Below are 21467 nucleotides of genomic sequence, written 5' to 3'. Positions count from 1 at the left end.
CCCGATGACTCAGTAACCTGTGGGCATGCCCCGTTACGAGTACCGCTGCCGCTCCTGCGGCACCAGCTTCGAGCTGAACCGGCCGATGGCCGAGTCCTCCGCGCCCGCCACCTGCCCGGACGGGCACGACGACACCGTCAAGCTGCTGTCCGCCGTCGCCGTGGGCGGAACGGCCAGGTCCGCCGCTCCCGCACCTTCCGGTGGAGGTGGCGGCGGCGGCTGCTGCGGCGGTGGATGCTGCGGCTGAGGCGGCGCGGGACGGCCGGCGCGGTGCGCCGGACGTCCTCCCGAGGACGGGCTCGCGAGGACGCGCTACCGCCGCGATCAGCGCTTTCGCGAGAGCGTCACTCCGTCCGCCACGGGGATCATGACGCTCTCCATGCGCTCGTCGGCCGTCACCCGGTCGTTGAACTCCTTGATCGCGGCCGCCGCACCCGTCGCGTCCGGGTCGGTGACGCCTCCGTGGAAGAAGACGTTGTCGGTGGCGATCACACCGCCCTGCCGCATCCTGGGCACCAACTCCTCCCAGTACGGCACGTAGTTCACCTTGTCCGCGTCGAGGTAGGCGAAATCGATGTGCGGCTCGGCGGGCATCGCGCGCAGGGTGTCCAGGGCGGGGCCGATGCGCAGCTCGACGCGGTCGGCGACGCCCGCCTTCGCCCATGCCTCGCGTGCGTACTCCGTCCACTCCTGCGACACGTCGCACGTGATCAGCCGGCCGTCGGAGGGCAGGGCCCGCGCCATCGACAGCGCGGAGAAGCCGGTGAACGTACCGATCTCGACGACGTGCCGGGCCCCGGTCAGCCGGACCAGGAAGGCCAGCAGCGGCCCCTGTTCCTCGGCCGACTGCATGCCCGCGTGCTCCGGAAACTGCCGGTAGGTGGTCTCTACGAGTTCCCGCTGCACGGTGTCCAGCCGCGGGTTGTGCGCCAGCATGTAGGCGTACAGCTCGTCGGTGAGTGGAGTGCTGTTTCCCTTGCTCATCGCGTTCCTCACGGTAGTCGGCGCGTTCCCGGACAGTAGTCACCAGTCACGTCATCGGCCCGGTCCCGCCGACCCGCCCGCACGGCAGTGGCCGGCGGGCTTCTTCAGCGTGGCTTCAGGCGCGGAATTCTATTGTGACGCGCATGATCGGAAGCGGCGCACCACAGTGGATCAGCGACCTCATGGACACCCTGGGGGCGCCGGGGGCGGGCCTCGCCATCGCCCTGGAGAACCTGTTCCCGCCCCTGCCCAGCGAAGTGATCCTGCCGCTGGCCGGGTTCGCCGCCAGTACCGGGCGGATGAGCCTGGTCGCCGCCCTGTTGTGGACCACGGCGGGCTCGGTCGTCGGCGCGCTCGCGCTGTACGGGGTGGGGGCGCTGCTCGGCCGCGAGCGGACCGTGGCCATAGCCGCCAGGCTGCCGCTGGTGAAGGTGTCCGACATCGAACGGACCGAGGCGTGGTTCCTGCGGCACGGGACCAAAGCGGTGCTGTTCGGGCGGATGATCCCCGTCTTCCGGAGCCTAATATCGGTGCCCGCCGGGGTGGAGCGCATGCCGCTGCCGGTCTTCCTCGGGCTCACCACGCTCGGCAGCGCGATCTGGAACACCGTCTTCGTCCTCGCCGGGTACGCGCTGGGCGATAACTGGCAGGACGTGACGGGTTACGTCTCGGCGTACTCGAAGGTCGTGCTCGTGGGGGCCGTGCTGGCGGTACTGCTCTTCGTGGGCCGCCGGGTGGTCAGGCCGGGTGCCGGCCGGCGGCGCGGATGAAGGACCGCAGGATCTCCTCGCCCGCCGCGACGCCCGCCTCGGGCAGCACGGTGACCTGCGGGGCGGTCCAGCCGGTGTCGGCCAGCTCGCCGTGTCCCGGCCGCCAGCCGTGGTCCGCGGCCAGCAGCAGGTCGGCGTCGAGCAGGGAGTCCCCCGCGGCGAGGGTGAGCGTGGCACCGGTGCGCCGGGCCACCTCGCGCATCGCCGCGCTCTTGGTGAGCGGCTTCGGCACGGCGTAGATCTTGCGGCCCTGGAGGGAGACCGTCCACCCGCGTTCCTCCGCCCACTCCCCTAGTTCCTTGACCCATTCGTCCGGCAGCAGGGCGCGCTCGACGACGAGATAGGCGAAGAGGTCCTCGGCGATCCGCTCCTTGAGCAGCCAGGCGGGGTCGGCGGCGGCGAGGAGGTGGGCGCGGACCTCCGCCAGGGAGGCGCACTCGTCCGCCAGTCTCGCGGCGACCTGGACCTGCCAGTCGGGGTCGGACACTCCGTCGACCAGCAGGTGCCCCCCGTTGGCGCAGATCGCGAACGCCGGGGTGGGAACGGGGAGCCGGATGCGGTGGTACTGCTCGCGGGTGCGGGTGGTCGTCGGCACGAAGCAGGTCTCGGCGGCGAGCTGCCCCATCAGGCCGGCGGCGGTCTCGGTGACGTAGGACAGCGGCTTGCTCTCGTACACCTCGACACAGAGCAGGCGCGGCGCCTCGGCGTCGGGCATGCGCAGGCCGAGCGCCGCGGTGGAGTAGATCAGCGTGCGGTCGAGGTCGCTGGCGATCAGGACGGGAGGGTGGCTGGTCACTTCGCTGCTACCGCCTTGCCGTCCGCGCCGGTGGCGCCGCGTGTGTACTGGGGGTGGATCAGCCCGACGCAGGTGTACGGGAGCCCGTCGACCTCCTCGACCGGGACCCCGCGCTGCTCCGCGAGGAGCCGTACGTGGTCGAGGTCGGGTCCGGCGCCGCGCTTGGCGAGGATCTTCCAGGGGACGCGGCGCAGCAGGACGCGCGTGGTCTCACCGACGCCGGGCTTGACGAGGTTGACGTCGTGGATGCCGTACTCCTCGCTGATCCGCTCGACGGCCGCCCAGCCCTCCCAGGTCGGGGCGCGGTCCGCCGAGAGCAGTTCCTTGACGTCGGCGCCCACGGCGTCCGCCACCTCGTCGAAACGGGCGGCGACGGTGTCGACGAAGAGACCGGACACGTCGTCGCCGGCGAGCTCGCGGTAGAACTTCGCCCCGTGGAAGTCGTCGGGGCCGACCAGATCGGCGCGCAGGACCGTGCGCGAGATCAGGCCGGAGACGGTCGAGTTGAGGCAGGCGGACGGGATGAGGAAGTCCTCGCGGGTGCCGTACGTCTTCACGCAGCCGCCGGGGTCGGCGAGGACGGCGATCTCCGGGTCGAAGCCGTGGATGCCGGTCCGGGCCGCGAAGTCGTCGAGGGCCTGGGCGAGTTCGCGGGTGATCGCGCCCTTGCCCGTCCAGCCGTCGACGAAGACGACGTCGGCCGGGTCGTGGTGCGCGGCGAGCCAGCGCAGCGCGGTCTCGTCGATCCCCCGGCCCCGCACGATGGAGACGGCGTAGTGCGGGAGGTCGAGACCGTGCCGGTGGCGGCCGTAACGGCGCATCAGTACGCCGACGGGTGTGCCCGCGCGGGCGAGGGAGACCAGCACGGGGCGGGGGGAGCGCTCGGCGAGGACCGTCTCGGTGACGGTGGCGACGGCCCGGGCGATACGGGCGGCCGAGGTCTCCAGGGCGGCCTTGAAGAGCTGCTGGTACTGGGCGCTCGGCTGGTACTCGACGGGCAGCGACTCGGCGTAGTGGGCGCCGCCGCTCTGGATCGCTTCCTCGCGCTCCTCCGTCGGGGCTTCGAGCTGGATGTCCGAGAGGTCCTGGAGGAGCCAGCCCACGTCCTCGGCCGCGTAGGAGGAGAAGGCGGGGCCGCGGAGAGGTTCGGGCATGTGCGGCTCCTGCCGTCCGGGGGCTTGCTCGGGTACGTCGCCGGGTATGCCGGGCGCACCGGGTATGTACGAGGGGACGACCGCCAGCACCACGTGCCCGGTGTGGGCGGCGAGCGCGGCGAGCAGGCCGTCAGGGGCGTGCAGCGCGGGGGTGTCGGCCGCGGAGTCGACCACGGCGACGACGGCGTCGAATCCGGCGCCCGCCACGTTGTAGGCGTAGCGCGCGCCGGGCCCGTCGGCGGGGTTGTCGTGCGCGGGGAAGACGATGCGGGTACGGATGGCGTAGCCGGGGTCGTCGACGGCGAGGACGGGCGAGCGCGTGGTGGTCGAGTACCGCACCTCGGCGTCGACGCGCTCCTCCAGCGCGGTGGCCAGCCTGAGCGGCGCGTACATCAGCTCCTCGAAGCCGAGGACGAGTACGCGGCGGGCGCCTTCGGGGAGCGCCCCGGCGATACGGTCCGCCATGCCCGGCAGCGCGGCCTCCAGCGCGGCCCGGTGCGCGGGCCCGAACCCGTGCCGGCCCCCGTCGGGCACGCCCGCGGGCCAGTTCAGCTCCACGCGGACGGGCGCCGCGCCGGGGGGCGCTGTGCGCGCCGGGACGGCGCCGGGGGTGGCTTCGTACCGCGCCACCAGGGCTTGGCCCCGTTCCAGTACGTCCTCGGGCAGGCGGACCGTGCCCGACGCCGTCGCGATCAGGTCGACCCGGGCGCCGATCTCACGGGCGAAGTCCTCCAGCCGCCCCCGGTCCCGCGCCGAGCGCATGTCGACCAGGGCGACGATGACGTACCACTCACGCGGGTAGCGTTCGTGCAGGCTGCGGATGGTGTTGAGCACCGTGTTGCCGGTGGAGAACTCGTCGTCGACCAGGACCAGCGGTCCGTCGCCCGCCAGCAGTGCTGGGTCTTCCGGCAGCAGCAGGTGGGAGGTGGCATGCGAGTGGGACTCCTCGAAGCCGCCCGCCGTGGCGACGCCGTCGACCGGGCGGCGCGTCGAGTGCAGGTACGGCGCTGTGCCGACGCCGTCGGCCACCGCGTGGCCGAGCCCGGTGGCCGTCTCGGCGTACCCGAGGACCACCGCGCGGGCGGCCGCCTCGTCGCCCAGCAGCCTGCGGACGTCCTCGCCGAGCGCGAACCCCGCCCCGTACACCCGGGACGGCAGTTGCGGCACGTGCTTGCCCAGCACGTTCGACACCAGCAGATGGGCCCGCTTCGGGTTGCGGCGCAGGGCCAGGCCCAGCAGGTCCCGCAGGCCGCCGGACCCCTGTCCGCCGCCGTCGGCGACGAGCTCGACGCCCAGCCGCTCCGCGACCCACGTACCCGACCACACCACGTCGTCCGTTCCCATCTCAGCCGGCCGTCCCCGCTGTCAGCAGCTCTACGAAGCCGACGTCCTCGCGTGCCACACCGAAGACCTCGGCGCGCAGCAATGTGCGCTCGGCCCACGCGCGGTGCGGCTTCACTTCGTTCATCTTGTTCGTATACGCGGAACGCATCACTCCGCCACCGTCCCGCTCGGGGCGCAGGATGTCCTGCGCGTCGCTGAACTCCTCGTGGCTGACCACCGACAGTGCGTGCACGGGCAGCACGTGCGACGGGTGGATGCACGTCTTGCCGAGCAGCCCGTTCGCGCGGTCGAGCGCGATCTCCCGCAGCAGCCCGTCCATGTCGTGCTCGATGAGCGACGCGCGCAGCGCCTCCGCCTGCCCCACGAAGGGGCTGCGGCGAAGCTGCGGCTTGAACATCCGCTCCTGGACGCGGAAGTACTCCCACACCGGGCCGGTGATCGTGAAGCCGGTGCCGTCCGAGCGCCCCAGCACGTTCACCACGTCGGCGATGACCCCGGCCACGATCTGCACGTCGTACGCCGTCATGTCGGGCGCCCTGCGCAGCCCGTACGCCGAGCAGAAGTCGGTGACGCCCAGGCGCAGCGCCAGTACGCGCTCCCGGTACTTGTCGATGGTGCGGGCGATGCCGCGGAGGGTCTCCGCGCGGGTCTCCAGGTGGAGCAGCTGCGGCGATTCGAGAACGGGCATGGCGAACAGCCGGTGTCCGCTCACCGCCTCCGCGGCCGTGAGCGCCTCCAGGAACGCGACGCCGCGCTCCTCGGTGAACTTCGGCAGTACGAATCCGGACAGCAGCCGCGCCGAGGTCCCGAGACGCTGGACGAGGTCGGAAATCTGGCCCGGTTCCCGGACCCGGACGAAGAGCAGCGGCAGCTCCGCGCCCAGCGCTTCGAGCTCCGCGAACTGCCGGACGAGGTTCTCCTCGGCCCCGGCGACTTCCGCGTCGTCGATGGAATCCTCCAGGCAGAGCACCATGGAGACGACTCCGCGCCCCGCCTGCTTCAGGACGTCGCCGGCGAGCCGGGGCCGGGTGGCGGGGCTGTAGAGCGTGGCGCCGAGAGCGGCGGAGAGCGTGCGGGCCGAGGACCCGGCGTCGAACGCGACCGGCTCCTGGTGGAACAGATTCTCCCGGACAGAGGGCGGGATATGCCCGAAATGACGCATGTAAATCCCCCCGTGCTGCCGTGTCGGCCCATCGTTGTATGGCCGGTAATAGTACGTAGGGACAGTGTCAAGAGTTCCCCGCATACGTGAATTTCAGGTTACCCACGTGAAAGCAGATATGCGGCTATGGGCCCCCGCGTTGTCGGTGGGAGCCCCGGGAGGGCAGGATGACAGGCATGACGCACGCCATGCTGAAGGGCTCGAACGTCCCGCTCGAAGCCACGGCCGTAAGGGCTGTGCTGCGCTGGACCCCCGGCCCCGACGTCCCCGAAGTGGATGCCTCGGCCCTGCTGCTCGGCGTCGACCGGCGCGTGCGGTCCGACGAGGACTTCGTCTTCTACAACCAGCCCCGCCACCCGTCGGGTCTGGTGCGGAGCCTGGGCAAGAAGCGGCTCCCGGACGGCGTCACCGACTCGGTGCAGACGGACCTCGCGGCACTCGAACCGGCCGTGGACCGGGTACTGATCGTGGCCTCGACGGACGATGTCCCGTTCGAGCGCGTACGGGATCTGCGCATCGAGGTGTACGACGCCTCCGCCGCCGGGGGCGCCGAGCCGCTCACGTACTTCGAGATCAGGCCCGAGACGGGGGCGGAGACCGCGCTGATCTGCGGGGAGCTGTACCGGCGCGGCGAGGGGTGGAAGTTCAGGGCGCTGGGCGAGGGGTACTCGAACGGGCTGATCGGGCTGGCCACGGACCACGGGATCTCCGTGGACGAGACGGGAGACGCGGCGGAGGAGGCGTCCGGCGCCGGTGCGGCGCCCGCGACGCCGCCTCAGGCATCGCCCTCCGAGCCCACGCAGCCCATGCAGCCCGCGTACGGGTACCCGCAGCCGGCCGCCGACCAGGGCCAGGCCGCGGCCACGGCCGCGCCCGCTTACGGGTTTCCGCAGTCGGCGTCGACCCAGCCCGCCTACGGCTACCCGCAGCCGGCCGCTGCCGCCGCCTTCGCTCCCGACCCGAACTTCCGGCTGCCGCCGCAGGGGCCGCAGTTCGTACGCGCCCAGTAGATCCGGGCCGGAAGCGGGCTCTTCACGCCTTCGTCTTGTAGCCGCGGCCCCATTGCAGGCCCCATCCGTACAGCCGGTCCAGTTCCGCCTGGAAGCCGTAGACGAACTTCACCTCGCGGCGCACCATCAGCTCGCCCTTGCTGTTCTCGACGGTGAAGACGGCGCACGAGCGCGCCTGCGGGGCGCGTTCGTCCAGTTCGATCTCGATGCGCGGGCCGTTGCCCGGGAACAAGGTCACCACGGCGTGCGTACGGTCGAACGCCGGGGTCTGGTCGTAGATGTAGACGAAGACCAGCAGTCGCCTGATCTCCTCGCGGTGGTCGAGGTTGACGTAGATCGTCTCGCCCGACGGGGCGCCGAACCGGTCGTCGCCGCTCAGCTTGATGTACGGCGGCGCGTTCAGGCTTCCCAGGAAGCCGCCCAGCGGCTGCACGACCCCCTTGGTGCCGTCCGTCAGCTCGTACAGGCAGCCCAGGTCGAGGTCCACGTTGACCATGCCCTGGGTGTGGGCCTGCACCAGTTCCGGCTGGAAGAACTTGAACGGCCGGCGCAGCAGGCTGCCACTGCGCCGCGACGACGTGCCCCCGATGTCCGAGGTGCGCATCCGCCACGAAAGGTTGACGCGCAGATTTCCGGTCGTCGCGCCCTGCTTGGCGAGCGAGACCGAGGGGTTCCTCCTGGTCAGTTCGATCGTGTTGCTCGCGGCGTTGCCGGACGCGAACTGATCTGCCGCCCTGTCCCTCCGCAGGCTGTCCCAGATAGCCATACCGCCCCCACCCCCAGGTGTCTCGTGAGCCCCCGCGCATAGGCTTGCAAAGCCTCGCGGGGCGGCCCCGAGGCCCGACGCCTCGTGACCGCCCCGCTTCAGAGCGTTCCTCAATCCCTGCCGGGTCACACCCCGGACTGGACCTCAGTCTTGTCGCCCGGCGCCGGACCGTCCGGTCCCTTGCCGCTCTCGGCGGCCTCGAGCCGCTTGTTGCGGCGGATCGAGGACCAGAACGAGGCGGCGATCAGGAGGACACCGACGAGACCCGTGATGATCTCGCTGATCTCGTGCTCGATGGTGACCAGCAGGATGGCCGCCAGCGCGCCGATCGCGTAGTGCGCGCCGTGCTCCAGGTAGACGTAGTCGTCGAGAGTGCCCTGGCGGACCAGGTAGACCGTCAGCGAACGTACGTACATCGCGCCGATACCGAGGCCGAGCGCCATCCAGAAGATGTGGTTCGTGATGGCGAAGGCGCCGATGACGCCGTCGAACGAGAACGAGGCGTCGAGGACTTCCAGGTAGAGGAAGAGGAAGAACGCGGCCTTGCCCGCCAGACCGACGAGGGACGGGTCCTTGCCCTCCGCCTTGGCCTTCTCCTCCTCCTCGTGCTCGCGCTCCTCTTCTTCCTCGATCTTGTTCTCGAAGTGGCTGGAGAGACCGCCGACGACGAGGTACGTGATCAGGCCGGCGACGCCGGCGAGCAGTACCGTGGCCGACTTGTCCTGATAGCCGGAGCTGGTGTGCGCGTGCGTCGCGAACGTCATCGCCGTGCCGAGCAGGACGATCAGCGCGATGCAGACCGACAGCATGTCGACCTTGCCGAGCTTGGCCAGCGGGCGCTCGAGCCAGCCGAGCCACTTGATGTCCCGGTCCTCGAAGATGAAGTCCAGGAAGATCATGAGCAGGAACATGCCGCCGAAGGCCGCGATCGCCGGGTGGGCGTCCGTGACCAGGGCTTCGTACTGCTCGGGCTTGTCCATCGCGAGCTGGATCGCCTCGATCGGACCGACCTTGGCGCTGATCGCGACGATGGCGACAGGGAAGACCAGCCGCATACCGAAGACGGCGATCAGGATGCCGATCGTGAGGAAGATCTTCTGCCAGAAGGCATTCATCTTCTTCAGGATTCCGGCGTTGACGACCGCGTTGTCGAAGGACAGTGAGATTTCGAGGATCGACAGGATCAGTACGACCCCGAACGCCTCCCACCCCCACTGCCAGGCGGCGAAAGCCAGTCCGAGTGCCGTGACGGCAAACGACCAGCCGAAGGTTTTCAGAACCACTGGCTACCCCATCGTGTAAGTACGGGTCTCCCCCGCGCCGTGCGCGGCTTTACGAAACGTTGACCCCGAAGTCTAGGGCGATGCCTCGCAGACCCGACGCATACCCCTGTCCAACGGCCCGGAACTTCCATTCCCCGCCGTACCGGTACACCTCACCGAAGATCATCGCCGTCTCGCTCGACGCGTCCTCGGAGAGGTCGTAGCGGGCCAGTTCCTGACCGTCCGCCTGATTCACCACGCGAATGAAGGCATTGCTGACCTGGCCGAACGTCTGCCCTCGATTGTCCGCGTCATGAATCGAGACCGGAAATACGATCTTGTCGCAGCTCTCCGGCACCAGGGTGAGGTCGATGATCATCGACTCGTCGTCGCCGTCGCCCTCACCGGTCAGGTTGTCACCGGTGTGCTCGACCGAGCCCTCGGGGCTCTTGAGGTTGTTGTAGAAGACGAAGTACTCGTCGCCGAGCACCCGGCCGTTCTGGCACAGCAGCGCGCTGGCATCGAGGTCGAAGGGGGCTCCTGTGGTGGAGCGCGCGTCCCAGCCGAGCCCGACCAGCACCTGGGTGAGGTTCGGTGCGGCCTTGGAGAGGGAGACATTGCCTCCCTTGGCGAGCGTAACGCCCATGATCTTGATTCCTCCCCGCGGTACGGAATGAGTGGTGAGGCGCGTCCGGCGCCACACACGCACGTGCGTGTGCGTATGCGGCGCCGGACGGGACGGGGCTCGGCTCAGACGTTGACGCCGAAGTCCTGCGCGATGCCGCGCAGGCCCGAGGCGTAACCCTGGCCGATGGCCCGGAACTTCCACTCCGCCTGGTTGCGGTACAGCTCGCCGAAGACCATCGCGGTCTCGGTCGAGGCGTCCTCGCTCAGGTCGTAGCGCGCCAGCTCCGTGTTGTCGGCCTGGTTCACGACGCGGATGTACGCGTTGCGGACCTGGCCGAAGCTCTGCTGCCTGGCCTCGGCCTCGTAGATCGAGACCGGGAAGACGATCTTGGCGACATCGGCCGGTACGCCCGCCAGGTTCACCTTGATGACCTCGTCGTCGCCCTCGCCCTCACCGGTGGTGTTGTCGCCGGTGTGCTCGACCGAGCCGTCGGGGCTCTTCAGGTTGTTGAAGAAGACGAAGTTCGCGTCGTTGGTGACCTTGCCCTCAGCGTTGGTCAGCAGGGCGCTGGCGTCGAGGTCGAAGTCACCCCCGGTGGTGGTACGAGCGTCCCAGCCCAGACCGACGATGACCGCGGTCAGGTTGGGGGCGGCCTTGGTCAGCGAGACGTTGCCGCCCTTGCTGAGGCTGACTCCCACGAGTCCTCCCATGTGTGTCGAGGGGCCGAGGGACCCCCGTAATGCGCTGGCATCGGATCAACGAGTCGATCCTAGTGACCGGTTCCCGTACGCAGCATGCCCGGTGTCCCGATTTTTCGGGCGTTCACGCCGGGACGTCCGGGGTCCCGGCGGTCCCGGCGGTCCCCGCGGTCCCCGCGGTCCCGGCGGTCCCGGCGGTCAGAGCGTGCCGAGCGCCTTGAGGTAGTCGTTCAGGTCCCGCGCGTCGGGCAGGCCGTTGACCACGGTCCAGCGCACCACGCCCTCCTTGTCGATGACGAAGGTGCCGCGCACCGCGCAGCCCTTGTCCTCGTCGAAGACCCCGTACGCGCGCGAGACCTCACCGTGCGGCCAGAAGTCCGACAGCAGCGGGAACTCGAAGTCCTCCTGCTCGGCGTAGACGCGGAGGGTGTGGATGGAGTCGGTGGACACGGCGAGCAGCTGTACGTCGTCGTTGACGAACCTCGGCAGCTCCTCGCGCAGCGCCCGCAGCTCGCCCGTACAGACCCCGGTGAACGCGAAGGGGTAGAAGAGCAGCACCACGTTCCGGGCGTCGCCGGGGAAGCCGCCGGAGAGCTGGAAGCCGGACAGCGTCACGGCGCGTCCGTGGTTGTCCTTCAGCTCGAAGTCCGGGGCCCTGTCGCCCACCTCGACCGCCATGGATGCGTTACCCCCTCATTGGGCCGTATGTGTCCGGCCAGCGTACGCACAGGGCCCCCGCCGACCGATGTCGGAGGGGGCCCTGTTTCGCCTTGGGCGCAGCCTGCTCATGAGGAGTCTGCTCGGACGCGGCGGTGGCTCAGCGCTTGCCCTTGGGGGTCACCAGCCGGCCGGCGCTCCAGTCCTTGCCCGCGCTGACGGTCTTGGTCTGGGACAGACCCGCCGTCTGGGCGGCCTCGCTGATGTCGCTGGGCTCGACGTAGCCGTCGCGGCCGGTCTTCGGGGTCAGCAGCAGTACGGTGCCGCCGTCCTCGAGCAGACCGATGGCGTCCACCAGCGCGTCCGTAAGGTCGCCGTCCTCGTCACGGAACCAGAGAACAACGACGTCAGCGACGTCGTCGTAGTCTTCGTCGACGATTTCCTGGCCGGTGATCGCCTCAATGCCCTCACGGAGTTCCTGCTCGACGTCGTCGTCGTAGCCGATCTCCTGGACCACCTGTCCGGGCACGAACCCCAGGCGTACTGCCGGGTTGGTCCGCTCCTCCGCGTGGTCCGCGGTCGCGCTCACGGATTGCCTCCTGATCATGTTTTGGGGAATACCTTCACTCCACGCGCGTGCGTGGGCGTTGGCCGTAGTCCACACGTGCGGGACCGATCGCGCAAGTACCCGGCCGTGGAGACAGCCGAAACGGTGACGGATGGGGCCGGTTCACCGCAACTCCAGACCCGGCCGGAGACGGCCCCGGTGATCCATCCCACACCATTGCGACACGTTTGTAAGCCTACGCGGCTTCGGTAGGCCAATCGGACCCGAACAGCCGTACCGAACGCATAAACGTGTTGGGCGTAAGGTTGCGATTTGGCCGGACCCATCCTCGGGCTGACGCCGAGCCTCGTACCGCGTGGGGGTTACCCCTCGGTAGAGATGACGTTTGCGATTCCGGGGTACACGATGGAGGCGGCGCGACAGCCCTCAAGACCCAACCAGCGAAGGAACAGCGTGGCTTCCGGATCCGATCGTAATCCGATCATCATTGGCGGCCTTCCGAGCCAGGTCCCGGACTTCGATCCTGAAGAGACCCAGGAATGGCTCGACTCCCTCGACGCCGCCGTCGACGAGCGGGGCCGCGAGCGCGCCCGCTACCTGATGCTCCGTCTCATCGAACGGGCGCGTGAGAAGCGCGTCGCCGTCCCCGAGATGCGCAGCACGGACTACGTCAACACCATCGCCACCAAGGACGAGCCGTTCTTCCCCGGCAACGAGGAGATCGAGCGCAAGGTCCTCAACGCGACCCGCTGGAACGCGGCCGTGATGGTGTCGCGTGCGCAGCGCCCGGGGATCGGCGTGGGCGGTCACATCGCCACGTTCGCCTCCTCCGCCTCCCTGTACGACGTGGGCTTCAACCACTTCTTCCGGGGCAAGGACGAGGGCGACGGCGGCGACCAGATCTTCTTCCAGGGGCACGCGTCCCCCGGCATCTACGCCCGCGCGTTCCTGCTGGACCGGCTGAGCGAGCAGCAGCTCGACGCCTTCCGCCAGGAGAAGTCGAAGGCTCCGTACGGGCTGTCCTCGTACCCGCACCCGCGGCTGATGCCGGACTTCTGGGAGTTCCCGACCGTCTCGATGGGCCTCGGCCCCCTCGGCGCGATCTATCAGGCGCGGATGAACCGCTACATGGAGGCGCGCGGCATCGCCGACACCTCCAAGTCGCATGTCTGGGCGTACCTCGGCGACGGCGAGATGGACGAGCCCGAGTCGCTCGGCCAGCTTTCCATCGCCGCCCGTGAGGGCCTGGACAACCTGACCTTCGTCGTCAATTGCAACCTCCAGCGCCTCGACGGCCCGGTGCGCGGCAACGGCAAGGTCATCCAGGAGCTGGAGTCGCAGTTCCGCGGCGCCGGCTGGAACGTCATCAAGCTGGTCTGGGACCGGAGCTGGGACCCGCTGCTCGCGCAGGACCGCGACGGCGTGCTGGTCAACAAGCTCAACACGACCCCGGACGGCCAGTTCCAGACGTACGCCACGGAGACGGGCGCGTACATCCGCAACCACTTCTTCGGTGACGACCACCGCCTGCGGGCCATGGTCGAGAACATGACCGACGACCAGATCCTGCACCTGGGACGCGGCGGTCACGACCACAAGAAGGTGTACGCGGCCTACGCGGCGGCCAAGGCGCACAAGGGCCAGCCGACCGTGATCCTGGCCCAGACCGTCAAGGGCTGGACGCTGGGTCCGAACTTCGAGGGCCGCAACGCGACCCACCAGATGAAGAAGCTGACGGTCGAGGACCTGAAGCGCTTCCGCGACCGGCTGCACATCCCGATCACGGACAAGCAGCTGGACGAGGGCTACCCGCCGTACTACCACCCGGGCCGCAAGTCCGAGGAGATCCAGTACATGCACGACCGGCGCAACGCGCTGGGCGGGTACGTACCGACCCGTGTCGTGCGGGCGAAGCCGCTGCCACTGCCGGTCGAGAAGACGTACGCGGCTGCGAAGAAGGGGTCCGGACAGCAGTCGATCGCCACGACGATGGCGTTCGTGCGCGTGCTCAAGGACCTCATGCGGGACAAGGAGATCGGCAAGCGTTTCGTGCTGATCGCGCCCGACGAGTACCGCACCTTCGGCATGGACGCGTTCTTCCCGAGTGCGAAGATCTACAACCCGCTGGGCCAGCAGTACGAGGCGGTCGACCGCGACCTGCTGCTCGCGTACAAGGAGTCGCCGACCGGTCAGATGCTGCACGACGGCATCTCCGAGGCGGGCTGCACGGCGTCGCTGATCGCCGCGGGTTCGGCGTACGCGACGCACGGCGAGCCGCTGATCCCGGTCTACGTCTTCTACTCGATGTTCGGCTTCCAGCGGACCGGCGACCAGTTCTGGCAGATGGCCGACCAGCTCGCGCGCGGCTTCGTCCTGGGCGCGACCGCCGGCCGTACGACGCTGACCGGTGAGGGCCTCCAGCACGCGGACGGCCACTCGCAGCTGCTCGCGTCGACGAACCCGGGCTGCGTCTCGTACGACCCGGCCTTCGGGTACGAGATCGCGCACATCGTGCAGGACGGTCTGAGGCGGATGTACGGCGAGAACGCCGAGGACGTCTTCTACTACCTGACCGTCTACAACGAGCCGATCCAGCACCCGGCGGAGCCCGAGAACGTGGACGCCGAGGGCATCCTCAAGGGCATCTACCGCTTCAAGGAGGGCGAGAAGGGCGAGATCGCGGCCCAGATCATGGCCTCCGGTGTGGCGGTGCCGTGGGCGGTCGAGGCGCAGCGGATCCTCGCGGAGGAGTGGAACGTCAAGGCCGACGTCTGGTCCGCCACCTCCTGGAACGAGCTGCGCCGCGACGCGGTCGAGGCGGACGAGTACAACCTGCTCCACCCGGAGGAGGAGATGCGCGTCCCGTACGTGACGCGGAAGCTCTCCGGCGCGCAGGGCCCGTTCGTGGCGGTGTCCGACTGGATGCGTTCGGTTCCGGACCAGATCTCCCGCTGGGTGCCGGGTCCGTACACCTCGCTCGGCGCGGACGGCTTCGGCTTCGCCGACACGCGTGGGGCGGCCCGCCGGTACTTCCACATCGACGCGCAGTCGATCGTCCTGGCGGTGCTCACCGAGCTCGCCAGGGACGGCAGGATCGACCGCTCGGCGCTGAAGCAGGCGGTGGACCGCTACCAGCTGCTGGACGTGACGGCGGCGGACCCCGGTGCCGCCGGGGGCGACGCGTAGCACGGCACGGTCGCGAAGGGCGGCGGGGCCCTCTGGTCCCGCCGCCCTTCGGCGTTCCCTACGATGCGGGCATGAAGGTGCAGACGGCGCAGACCCGGTGGGAAGAGCGCACACACGGGCTCCTGCTGGGGCTGGCCGGGGCCTTCGCTCTCGCGTACGCGGTCCCGATAGTGGCGCCCGACGCCAACGGACTGGTGCGCCAGGTGTGCCTGGTGACCGAGTGGGTGGTGTGGGGGGCCTTCGCCCTGGACTACGTCGTACGGCTGGTCCTGTCCCCCGGCAAGTGGCTGTTCGTCCGCAGCCATCCGCTGGACCTGCTCGCCGTGCTGCTGCCGCTGCTGCGGCCCCTCCAGCTGCTGCGGCTCGTCTCCACGCTGCTGCTGGTCGGCCGGCGGGCCAGGATGGCGCCGCAGATACAGCTCACGACATACGTGGGCGGCGCGGTGGTGGGTCTGCTGATGTTCGGCTCGCTGGCCGTGCTGGAGGTCGAGCGGGACTCACCGGACGGGAACATCAAGACGCTGGGTGACGCCGTGTGGTGGTCGTTCACGACGATGACAACCGTCGGGTACGGCGACCACCCCCCCACGACGGGCCTCGGCCGGGTGCTTGCGGTGGGCCTGATGCTTTCGGGAATCGCGCTGCTCGGTGTGGTGACCGCGAACATCGCGGCCTGGTTCATCTCCCGCTTCGAGCGGGACGACGTCGAGGAACGCCGTCAGACGGCGGCGATCGAGCTGCTCACGGCGGAGGTGCGCGCCCTGCGGGCGCAGGTCTCGGAGCTGACGTCGGGGGCGCCGGGGGCGCCGGTCCCCGCGCCGGGCACGGCTGAGGGGCCGCCCGTGCGGACGGCCCCCTCACCGCGGCTTCCGGAACAGACGCGTCAGATGGACATGCCGTAGACGGCGGCGCCGCCTATCAGCGCGACGATCGCGAGAACGGTGATGATCAGGCCGAGGATGAAGCCGATCATGGCGGGCACGTTGCCGCTGTTGAAGCGCTTGCCCATGGCGATCCAGCCGGTGATCAGCGCGACGGGGCCGAGAACGATGCCGAAGGTGAAGAATCCGACGATGCCGCAGATGAGCGAGACCCAGCTGAGGGCGCTGGTGTTGGACGAGCTGTGTGCGCGGCTGTTGGTCGCCATGGTCACTCCCTAGGTCGTGCCCTGGAATTCGTGTGATCCGGGCTTGACCACCGGTTGCCCCGCTTTCCGGCGCGCATCCCCCTCAGTTCTCCCACACTTTGAACGCCCGTACGCGGTACGGCGATTGGGGCACCCAGGTCCCGCCGCCGGGGTATGTCTCGAATTCTCCCGTTTCGGCGCACTCGGCTGACTGGTACGTCGTGACCGGCCGCCCGGTGCGGTTGGCGACGGCCTGGGCGTCGGTGCCGGGCGGGAGCGGAACGCAGCTCTCGATGTCGACGACGGACAGTTCGTGGGTCTGGCGCGCCCCCTTGAAGTCCGGCTTCTGCCACAGGCAGAGCTCGCCGGGCGCGCAGGTGCCGAGGCGCGGCGGCCCGGCCTGGGCGGGCTGCGGCAGCAGTGCGGTGACGGCCAGGGCGCCGGCCGCGAGGACGGTCGTACGCAGCATCGGAACGGTCGTGCGCATCGGAATCAACCCCCGTGTGGTGTGGATCGGTTGGCCCACACTGAGCTGCGCGGACGCCGCCGCGGAAGACGCCCGGGGCTGTTCCACCCGCATAGGCGACAGCCCCGCCGGACGCGTCCGGCGGGGCTGTCGTACGTACGGGGTTGACGTCAGATGTGGGCGCCGCCCGCGGCCGCGTCCGCGTTCTCGCCGCGCTTGGTCAGGGTGGCGACGAGCGCCGCCACGACCGCGACGATGCCGGCGACGGTGAAGGCGAGGTGCATGCCCGACACGAACGTGTCATGGATGACGCCACCGATCTTGTCGATCAGGGGCTGTTCCAGGCCGGCCTTGGCCAGTTCCTTGGTCGGTACGGAGGCGAACTCGGCCGCCTCCTCCAGCTTGGGGTCGGCCGGGATCGGGATGCCCGCTTCCTTCCAGTTGCCGGCGAAGTCCGCACTGACCTTCGAGGACATGATCGCGCCGAGGACCGCGGTGCCGAGCGCGCCGCCGACCTGCATGGCGGCCTGCTGGAGTCCGCCCGCGACGCCGGAGAGCTCCATGGGCGCGTTGCCGACGATGACCTCGGTGGCGCCGACCATGACCGGCGCGAGGCCGAGGCCGAGGAGGCCGAACCACAGCGACATCATCAGCGTGCTCGTGTCGGCCGTGAGCGTGGTCATGCCGAACATGGCGGCGGCCGTGGCGACCATGCCGCCGACCAGCGGGACGCGGGGGCCGAACTTGGTGATGAGCACGCCCGCCAGCGGCGAGGAGACGATCATCATGCCGGTCAGCGGCAGCAGGTGCAGGCCGCTGTCGACCGGGCTCATGCCGTGCACGCCCTGGAGGAAGAACGTCACGAAGAACAGGCCGCCCATGAAGGCGATGGCCATGAGCACCATGAGGACGACGCCCGCGGAGAGCGGGACGGACCGGAACATCGCGAGCGGGATGAGCGGTTCCTTCACCTTCGTCTCCCAGACCGCGAAGACGACGAAGAGGGCGACGGAAGCGCCCAGCCAGGCCCACGTGCTGGGGCTGTCCCAGCCCCACTCACCGGCCTTGATGATGCCCCAGACCATGGCGAACATCGCGCCGGAGAGCAGCACGATGCCGGGGATGTCGAAGGAGCGCGGGGCGTTGGCCGCGCGGTGGTCCTTGAGGATCACCAGGCCGAAGACCAGCGCGACGACGCCGACGGGCACGTTGATGAAGAACACCGACTGCCAGTTGACGTGCTCGACGAGCAGACCGCCGACGATCGGGCCACCGGCCGTGGACGCGCCGATGACCATGCCCCAGATGCCGATGGCCATGTTCAGCTTCTCGGCCGGGAAGGTGGCGCGCAGCAGGCCGAGCGCGGCCGGCATCAGGAGCGCGCCGAACAGTCCCTGGAGTACCCGGAAGGCGATGACCAGGGAGATCTCGCTGGAGAGGCCGATGGCGCCGGAGGCGAGAGCGAAGCCCGCGATGCCTATGAGGAAGGTCTGGCGGTGGCCGAAGCGGTCGCCGAGCTTGCCCGCGGTGATCAGGGCGACGGCGAGCGCCAGCAGGTAGCCGTTGGTGATCCACTGCACGTCGGCGAGGGAGGCGCCGAGGTCCTTCTGGATGGCGGGGTTGGCGATCGCGACGATCGTGCCGTCGAGCGCGACCATCATCACGCCGATCGCCACGGAGAAGAGCGTCAGCCAGGGGTGGCCCCGGAGCCCTTTGGCCGGCGCGGGCGCGGGATCCCGCGGCGGCGGCGTCTTGTCGATGGTGGTCTGACTAGTCATACGGACCACGCTAGTGACAGTCGCTGACAGTTGACAAACGAATTCACAAGCCGGTAACTGTCACGTAGCTCACAGGTATCCTGAGCTGGACAAAAGGCGAAAGAGGCGTACCTACGCATGACCGAGCAGCAGGCGACCGGCGCGTCGACGGCGGGGCTGCGCGAGCGCAAGAAGCAGCGCACCCGCGACGCCCTCCTGCGGGTCGCGCTGGAGCTCTTCACCACCCAGGGGTACGAGCGCACGACCGTCGACGAGATCGCCGACGCCGTCGACGTCTCCCAGCGCACCTTCTTCCGCTACTTCGCCAGCAAGGAGGAAGTCGCCTTCGCCGTCCAGGAGATGGTGGAGTCGCACTTCGTGGCGGAACTGCTCGTACGGCCCCCGGAGGAGCGCCCGTTCGCCGCCATGCGCAACGCCGTGCTGTGCGCATGGAACACCATCGGCGAGGCGATCGAAGCCGTCGTGCCGGTCGAACTGCACATGCGCACCTACCTGATGATCGAGTCGACGCCCGCCCTGCTCGCGGCGCATCTCCGCCGCTCCACCGAGCTGGAGGAGCGGACCGCCCGGATCGTCGCCGACCGCGAGGGCGTCGACCTCGACGCCGACCCGCGGCCGCGCATCGCCGTCGCGGCGTTCACCGGCGTCATGCGGGTGACGGGGCGGCTGTGGGGGCAGGGCGAGGACGCCAGCATGGAGTCCATCAGGTCCCTGACCGAGCTCTACCTGGACCACCTCGAACCGGCGCTCGCCGCGGACTGGCGCGCTCCGGCGCGTACGCCGGGAGCGCCGGGCGCACACGAAGAGTGACGGAGCCTCAGCCACTTCTGCCTTGAAACGTGATTCGCATCACGGATTTCGCGGGGAGCCCCACGCTTCTCCTAGGGTGGCCAGCAGTGACTTCCTTCGACTCCTCCCCCACCCTCAACGCATGGCGCGCGCTGCTCGCTCTCGCCGTGGTGTTCGTCCTGCTGGCCACCACGGGCTGGACCGCGATACGCCACCACAACGGCGACTCCGACCTCCGAGGCGCGTCGTTGGCCGCCTGGGCGCGGGACCGCGTCGACGGCCGCGCGTTGCCGGCGGCCGGGTCGGCGCCCGAGCGGCTGGCCCGTTTCTTCGCCGGACTCACGGCTTCCCAGCGCGCCCGGCTCGTAGACCGCCACCCGCTGGTCGTGGGCAACCTCAACGGCGTCCCGCTCACCCTCCGCTACCGGGCCAATCACCTGGCCCTCACGCAGGCACGGGCGGTCGAGCGGGAGCGCATGCACGACGAACGTCTGACTCCCGCAGGCCGTCAGACGGCGGGGCGCAGGATGCACCGCTTCGCGTCGCTGATGGGCGAGGGGCGGCAGATCCTCGCGTTCGACCCCGACGGCTCCGGCCGGGTCGCGGAGGTCTTCGGCGACCTCGGGCGCGCCGAGCGGGTCTCGGTCGTGGTCCCCGGTGTCGACACCAACGTGGTCAACTTCGAGCGGACGCGCCGCAAGTACACCGCGCCGGTCGGCATGGCGAAGTCGCTGTACGCCGCCGAGCGCGCCGCGTCGCCCCGTACCCGTACCGCCGTCATCGCCTGGGCCGACTACACCTCGCCCGTGGGCGTCGGCATGGACGCGGCCATCGGCAGGCTCGCCCGGGACGGGTCGAAGCGGCTCGGCTCCCTCGTGCGGGCGCTGCCCGGAGACTCGAAGGTGTCGCTCTTCTGCCACAGCTACGGCTCGGTGGTGTGCGGAGTCGCCGCCGGCGCGTTGCCGTCCAGGGTCTCCGACATCGCGGTCGCGGGCAGTCCGGGCATGCGGGTCGAGAGCGCGAAGGAACTGGGTACCGGGGCGCGGGTGTGGGCCGCCCGCGACAGGGACGACTGGATCCAGGACGTGCCCTACCTGGAGGTCGGCGGGCTCGGGCACGGCGCCGATCCCATGACGCCGGAGTTCGGGGCGCGGGTCGTCTCGGCCGCCGGCGCGGTGGGACATACCGGCTATTTCGAGCCGGGTACGGAAAGCCTGAGCAACTTCGCCGGCATAGGCGTCGGCTCGTACTCCACCGTCAGCTGCGCGGGCGGCGACGGAGCCTGCCGGAGTGGAATTTCCGGCGCGGAAGCGAACTGACGCGCGTAGAACCTCGTGACGACCGGAGTGCGGCCGGAGCATGGCCCGGGGATCGCCCCCGGCACCGAGGGCGACGCGCGGGCGCACGCCGCATACGATGAGCCGCATGGGTGATGTGCTGGCCGGAATTCATGCCACCTGGGAGTTCGAGAGCGACTCCGTGCTCATCCGCTTCGAACGGGGGATCCGCACGCCGAAGCTGTTCCAGGCGCTCGGCGAAAGACGCGTCCCGCACGAGGCGCTGGCGTTGGTGACCCTGACGCCGGGGAAGCGCGGCACAGTCGTTCTGCACGCGATCCCGCGACCGGGTGCCGACCCGCTGATGGAGGCCGCGGCGGGGCAACTGCGGGACGGCTCCGACCCGTACCGGCTGGTGCTGCCGGCGGAGCGCGAGATGCTCGCCGAGTACTACGCCGACGAGCTGCGCGCCCTGCTCGGCCCAGAGGCGGCGCTGCCGGCCGAGAAGTTCCTGGTGGCCGCCCCGCAGGCGCCACTGCACTTCAAGGCGTACGACGGCAAGGCGTCCTTCGACGGGTCGCGGGTGTCCTTCCGCTGGTTCTGGACGGGTGCGTCCTCCGCGAAGTGGAAGGCGGGCGACCAGAGTTTCCCCGTGCAGGAGCTGCACGGCGTCGAGTGGCGTTCCCCCGACGTATTCGACGGGTACCTGCGGCTGCTGCGGCGCGGCGGCGGCCTGGGCGCGCCCGCGGCGCAGCCGGCCCAGGCCGACCAGGATCCGGCCGCCGTCGTCTTCGGCCTCGGGTACGGCCCGGTGCACGAGTCGCTGCCGTTCGCCGCGGCGGTGCTCGGGGCGGTGCGCACCGGGAGTGCGGCCCCGGACCACCTGGTGCCTGCCGAACCCGTGCCGGTGCCCGTCGCGGCGCGGCGCGACCCGGCGGACATCGCCGAACGGATCCGGCACCTCGGCGATCTGCGCGAGGCGGGCCTGGTCACGGACGAGGAGTTCACGGCGAAGAAGGCGGAACTGCTCGCGGAGCTCTAGCCGT

Annotated in this window: 21 protein-coding genes; 8 read left to right on the top strand and 13 right to left on the bottom strand. The window is 69.9% G+C overall.

Going from position 1 to position 21467, the window contains the following annotated elements:
- Positions 1-25: 25 nt before the first annotated feature.
- A complete protein-coding gene (locus AS594_RS23800; protein ID WP_069930733.1) occupies positions 26-247 on the top strand; it encodes an FmdB family zinc ribbon protein in 222 nt (73 codons plus the stop codon).
- Between the two features lie 77 nt (positions 248-324).
- Here the strand turns inward: AS594_RS23800 and AS594_RS23795 are convergent, their stop codons facing one another.
- Positions 325-984 carry an O-methyltransferase gene (locus AS594_RS23795; protein WP_069935349.1) on the bottom strand — a complete coding sequence of 220 codons (660 nt, stop codon included), beginning with the start codon at positions 982-984 and terminating at the stop codon, positions 325-327.
- Between the two features lie 143 nt (positions 985-1127).
- Here AS594_RS23795 and AS594_RS23790 point away from each other — a divergent pair, with 143 nt between their 5' ends.
- Positions 1128-1754: a DedA family protein gene (locus AS594_RS23790; protein WP_069930732.1), complete on the top strand. Its 627-nt coding sequence runs from the start codon at positions 1128-1130 to the stop codon at positions 1752-1754.
- Here AS594_RS23790 and AS594_RS23785 read toward each other — a convergent pair.
- From AS594_RS23785 to AS594_RS23775, 3 genes are read right to left on the bottom strand one after another with little or no spacing between them, the layout of a single operon-like run.
- Complete coding sequence (locus AS594_RS23785; RefSeq protein WP_069928920.1) at positions 1723-2550, bottom strand: HAD family hydrolase; 828 nt, start codon at positions 2548-2550, stop codon at positions 1723-1725. The two genes, AS594_RS23790 and AS594_RS23785, sit on opposite strands and share 32 nt — an antisense overlap.
- Entirely contained in the window at positions 2547-5048 is a 2502-nt protein-coding gene (locus AS594_RS23780; RefSeq protein WP_069928919.1) for a phosphoribosyltransferase, read from the bottom strand. The genes AS594_RS23785 and AS594_RS23780 overlap by 4 nt, the downstream gene beginning before the upstream one ends.
- A 1-nt stretch (position 5049) precedes the next feature.
- Positions 5050-6210 carry an HpcH/HpaI aldolase/citrate lyase family protein gene (locus AS594_RS23775; RefSeq protein WP_069928918.1) on the bottom strand — a complete coding sequence of 387 codons (1161 nt, stop codon included), beginning with the start codon at positions 6208-6210 and terminating at the stop codon, positions 5050-5052.
- A gap of 167 nt (positions 6211-6377) precedes the next feature.
- Between AS594_RS23775 and AS594_RS23770 the strand changes: the two genes are divergently transcribed.
- Complete coding sequence (locus tag AS594_RS23770) at positions 6378-7220, top strand: TerD family protein (protein ID WP_079148742.1); 843 nt, start codon at positions 6378-6380, stop codon at positions 7218-7220.
- A gap of 22 nt (positions 7221-7242) precedes the next feature.
- On the opposite strand, the gene AS594_RS23765 is transcribed toward AS594_RS23770, so the two are convergent.
- From AS594_RS23765 to AS594_RS23740, 6 genes are all read right to left on the bottom strand, one after another.
- Positions 7243-7986: a TerD family protein gene (locus AS594_RS23765; RefSeq protein ID WP_069928916.1), complete on the bottom strand. Its 744-nt coding sequence runs from the start codon at positions 7984-7986 to the stop codon at positions 7243-7245.
- A 125-nt stretch (positions 7987-8111) separates the two neighbouring features.
- Positions 8112-9269: a DUF475 domain-containing protein gene (locus AS594_RS23760; protein ID WP_069928915.1), complete on the bottom strand. Its 1158-nt coding sequence runs from the start codon at positions 9267-9269 to the stop codon at positions 8112-8114.
- 49 nt (positions 9270-9318) lie between these two features.
- Positions 9319-9894 (bottom strand): TerD family protein, encoded by a 576-nt coding sequence (locus AS594_RS23755; RefSeq protein ID WP_069928914.1) that lies wholly within the window; start codon positions 9892-9894, stop codon positions 9319-9321.
- A gap of 104 nt (positions 9895-9998) precedes the next feature.
- A complete protein-coding gene (locus AS594_RS23750; protein WP_028811193.1) occupies positions 9999-10574 on the bottom strand; it encodes a TerD family protein in 576 nt (191 codons plus the stop codon).
- Positions 10575-10772: 198 nt separating this feature from the next.
- On the bottom strand, positions 10773-11252 hold the full coding sequence (locus AS594_RS23745) for a peroxiredoxin (protein WP_069928913.1): 480 nt from the start codon (positions 11250-11252) through the stop codon (positions 10773-10775).
- 139 nt (positions 11253-11391) lie between these two features.
- Complete coding sequence (locus AS594_RS23740) at positions 11392-11820, bottom strand: DUF3052 domain-containing protein (RefSeq protein WP_069928912.1); 429 nt, start codon at positions 11818-11820, stop codon at positions 11392-11394.
- Between the two features lie 432 nt (positions 11821-12252).
- Between AS594_RS23740 and aceE the strand changes: the two genes are divergently transcribed.
- Positions 12253-14985 carry a pyruvate dehydrogenase (acetyl-transferring), homodimeric type gene (gene aceE, locus AS594_RS23735; RefSeq protein ID WP_069928911.1) on the top strand — a complete coding sequence of 911 codons (2733 nt, stop codon included), beginning with the start codon at positions 12253-12255 and terminating at the stop codon, positions 14983-14985.
- 71 nt (positions 14986-15056) lie between these two features.
- On the top strand, positions 15057-15887 hold the full coding sequence (locus AS594_RS23730; RefSeq protein ID WP_069935347.1) for a potassium channel family protein: 831 nt from the start codon (positions 15057-15059) through the stop codon (positions 15885-15887).
- Here the strand turns inward: AS594_RS23730 and AS594_RS23725 are convergent.
- From AS594_RS23725 to AS594_RS23715, 3 genes are all read right to left on the bottom strand, one after another.
- Positions 15869-16132 (bottom strand): hypothetical protein, encoded by a 264-nt coding sequence (locus AS594_RS23725; protein ID WP_069930731.1) that lies wholly within the window; start codon positions 16130-16132, stop codon positions 15869-15871. The genes AS594_RS23730 and AS594_RS23725 overlap by 19 nt on opposite strands.
- 82 nt (positions 16133-16214) lie before the next feature.
- Positions 16215-16598 (bottom strand): peptidase inhibitor family I36 protein, encoded by a 384-nt coding sequence (locus AS594_RS23720; protein WP_069932257.1) that lies wholly within the window; start codon positions 16596-16598, stop codon positions 16215-16217.
- Between the two features lie 149 nt (positions 16599-16747).
- Positions 16748-18355: an MFS transporter gene (locus AS594_RS23715; RefSeq protein WP_069930730.1), complete on the bottom strand. Its 1608-nt coding sequence runs from the start codon at positions 18353-18355 to the stop codon at positions 16748-16750.
- 117 nt (positions 18356-18472) lie between these two features.
- Here AS594_RS23715 and AS594_RS23710 point away from each other — a divergent pair, with 117 nt between their 5' ends.
- The 3 genes from AS594_RS23710 to AS594_RS23700 all read left to right on the top strand — a co-directional run bounded on the left by AS594_RS23710 (position 18473) and on the right by AS594_RS23700 (position 21463).
- Complete coding sequence (locus AS594_RS23710; protein WP_069928908.1) at positions 18473-19165, top strand: TetR family transcriptional regulator; 693 nt, start codon at positions 18473-18475, stop codon at positions 19163-19165.
- Between the two features lie 86 nt (positions 19166-19251).
- Positions 19252-20463, top strand: a complete 1212-nt coding sequence (locus tag AS594_RS23705) for an alpha/beta hydrolase (protein ID WP_069928907.1) — start codon at positions 19252-19254, stop codon at positions 20461-20463.
- 106 nt (positions 20464-20569) lie between these two features.
- Positions 20570-21463: a DUF4429 domain-containing protein gene (locus AS594_RS23700; RefSeq protein ID WP_069928906.1), complete on the top strand. Its 894-nt coding sequence runs from the start codon at positions 20570-20572 to the stop codon at positions 21461-21463.
- Positions 21464-21467: the final 4 nt, after the last annotated feature.

This window comes from Streptomyces agglomeratus, assembly GCF_001746415.1.
GTDB lineage: Bacteria > Actinomycetota > Actinomycetes > Streptomycetales > Streptomycetaceae > Streptomyces > Streptomyces agglomeratus.
This window is presented reverse-complemented; position numbering and strand designations above follow the sequence as displayed.

Coding starts and splice junctions, on each gene's coding strand:
- AS594_RS23800 (WP_069930733.1), top strand. CDS start 26: ATGCCCCGTTACGAGTACCGCTGCCGCTCCTGCGGCACCAGCTTCGAG.
- AS594_RS23795 (WP_069935349.1), bottom strand. CDS start 984: ATGAGCAAGGGAAACAGCACTCCACTCACCGACGAGCTGTACGCCTAC.
- AS594_RS23790 (WP_069930732.1), top strand. CDS start 1,128: ATGATCGGAAGCGGCGCACCACAGTGGATCAGCGACCTCATGGACACC.
- AS594_RS23780 (WP_069928919.1), bottom strand. CDS start 5,048: ATGGGAACGGACGACGTGGTGTGGTCGGGTACGTGGGTCGCGGAGCGG.
- AS594_RS23775 (WP_069928918.1), bottom strand. CDS start 6,210: ATGCGTCATTTCGGGCATATCCCGCCCTCTGTCCGGGAGAATCTGTTC.
- AS594_RS23770 (WP_079148742.1), top strand. CDS start 6,378: ATGACAGGCATGACGCACGCCATGCTGAAGGGCTCGAACGTCCCGCTC.
- AS594_RS23765 (WP_069928916.1), bottom strand. CDS start 7,986: ATGGCTATCTGGGACAGCCTGCGGAGGGACAGGGCGGCAGATCAGTTC.
- AS594_RS23755 (WP_069928914.1), bottom strand. CDS start 9,894: ATGGGCGTTACGCTCGCCAAGGGAGGCAATGTCTCCCTCTCCAAGGCC.
- AS594_RS23745 (WP_069928913.1), bottom strand. CDS start 11,252: ATGGCGGTCGAGGTGGGCGACAGGGCCCCGGACTTCGAGCTGAAGGAC.
- AS594_RS23730 (WP_069935347.1), top strand. CDS start 15,057: ATGAAGGTGCAGACGGCGCAGACCCGGTGGGAAGAGCGCACACACGGG.
- AS594_RS23725 (WP_069930731.1), bottom strand. CDS start 16,132: ATGGCGACCAACAGCCGCGCACACAGCTCGTCCAACACCAGCGCCCTC.
- AS594_RS23720 (WP_069932257.1), bottom strand. CDS start 16,598: ATGCGCACGACCGTTCCGATGCTGCGTACGACCGTCCTCGCGGCCGGC.
- AS594_RS23715 (WP_069930730.1), bottom strand. CDS start 18,355: ATGACTAGTCAGACCACCATCGACAAGACGCCGCCGCCGCGGGATCCC.
- AS594_RS23710 (WP_069928908.1), top strand. CDS start 18,473: ATGACCGAGCAGCAGGCGACCGGCGCGTCGACGGCGGGGCTGCGCGAG.
- AS594_RS23700 (WP_069928906.1), top strand. CDS start 20,570: ATGGGTGATGTGCTGGCCGGAATTCATGCCACCTGGGAGTTCGAGAGC.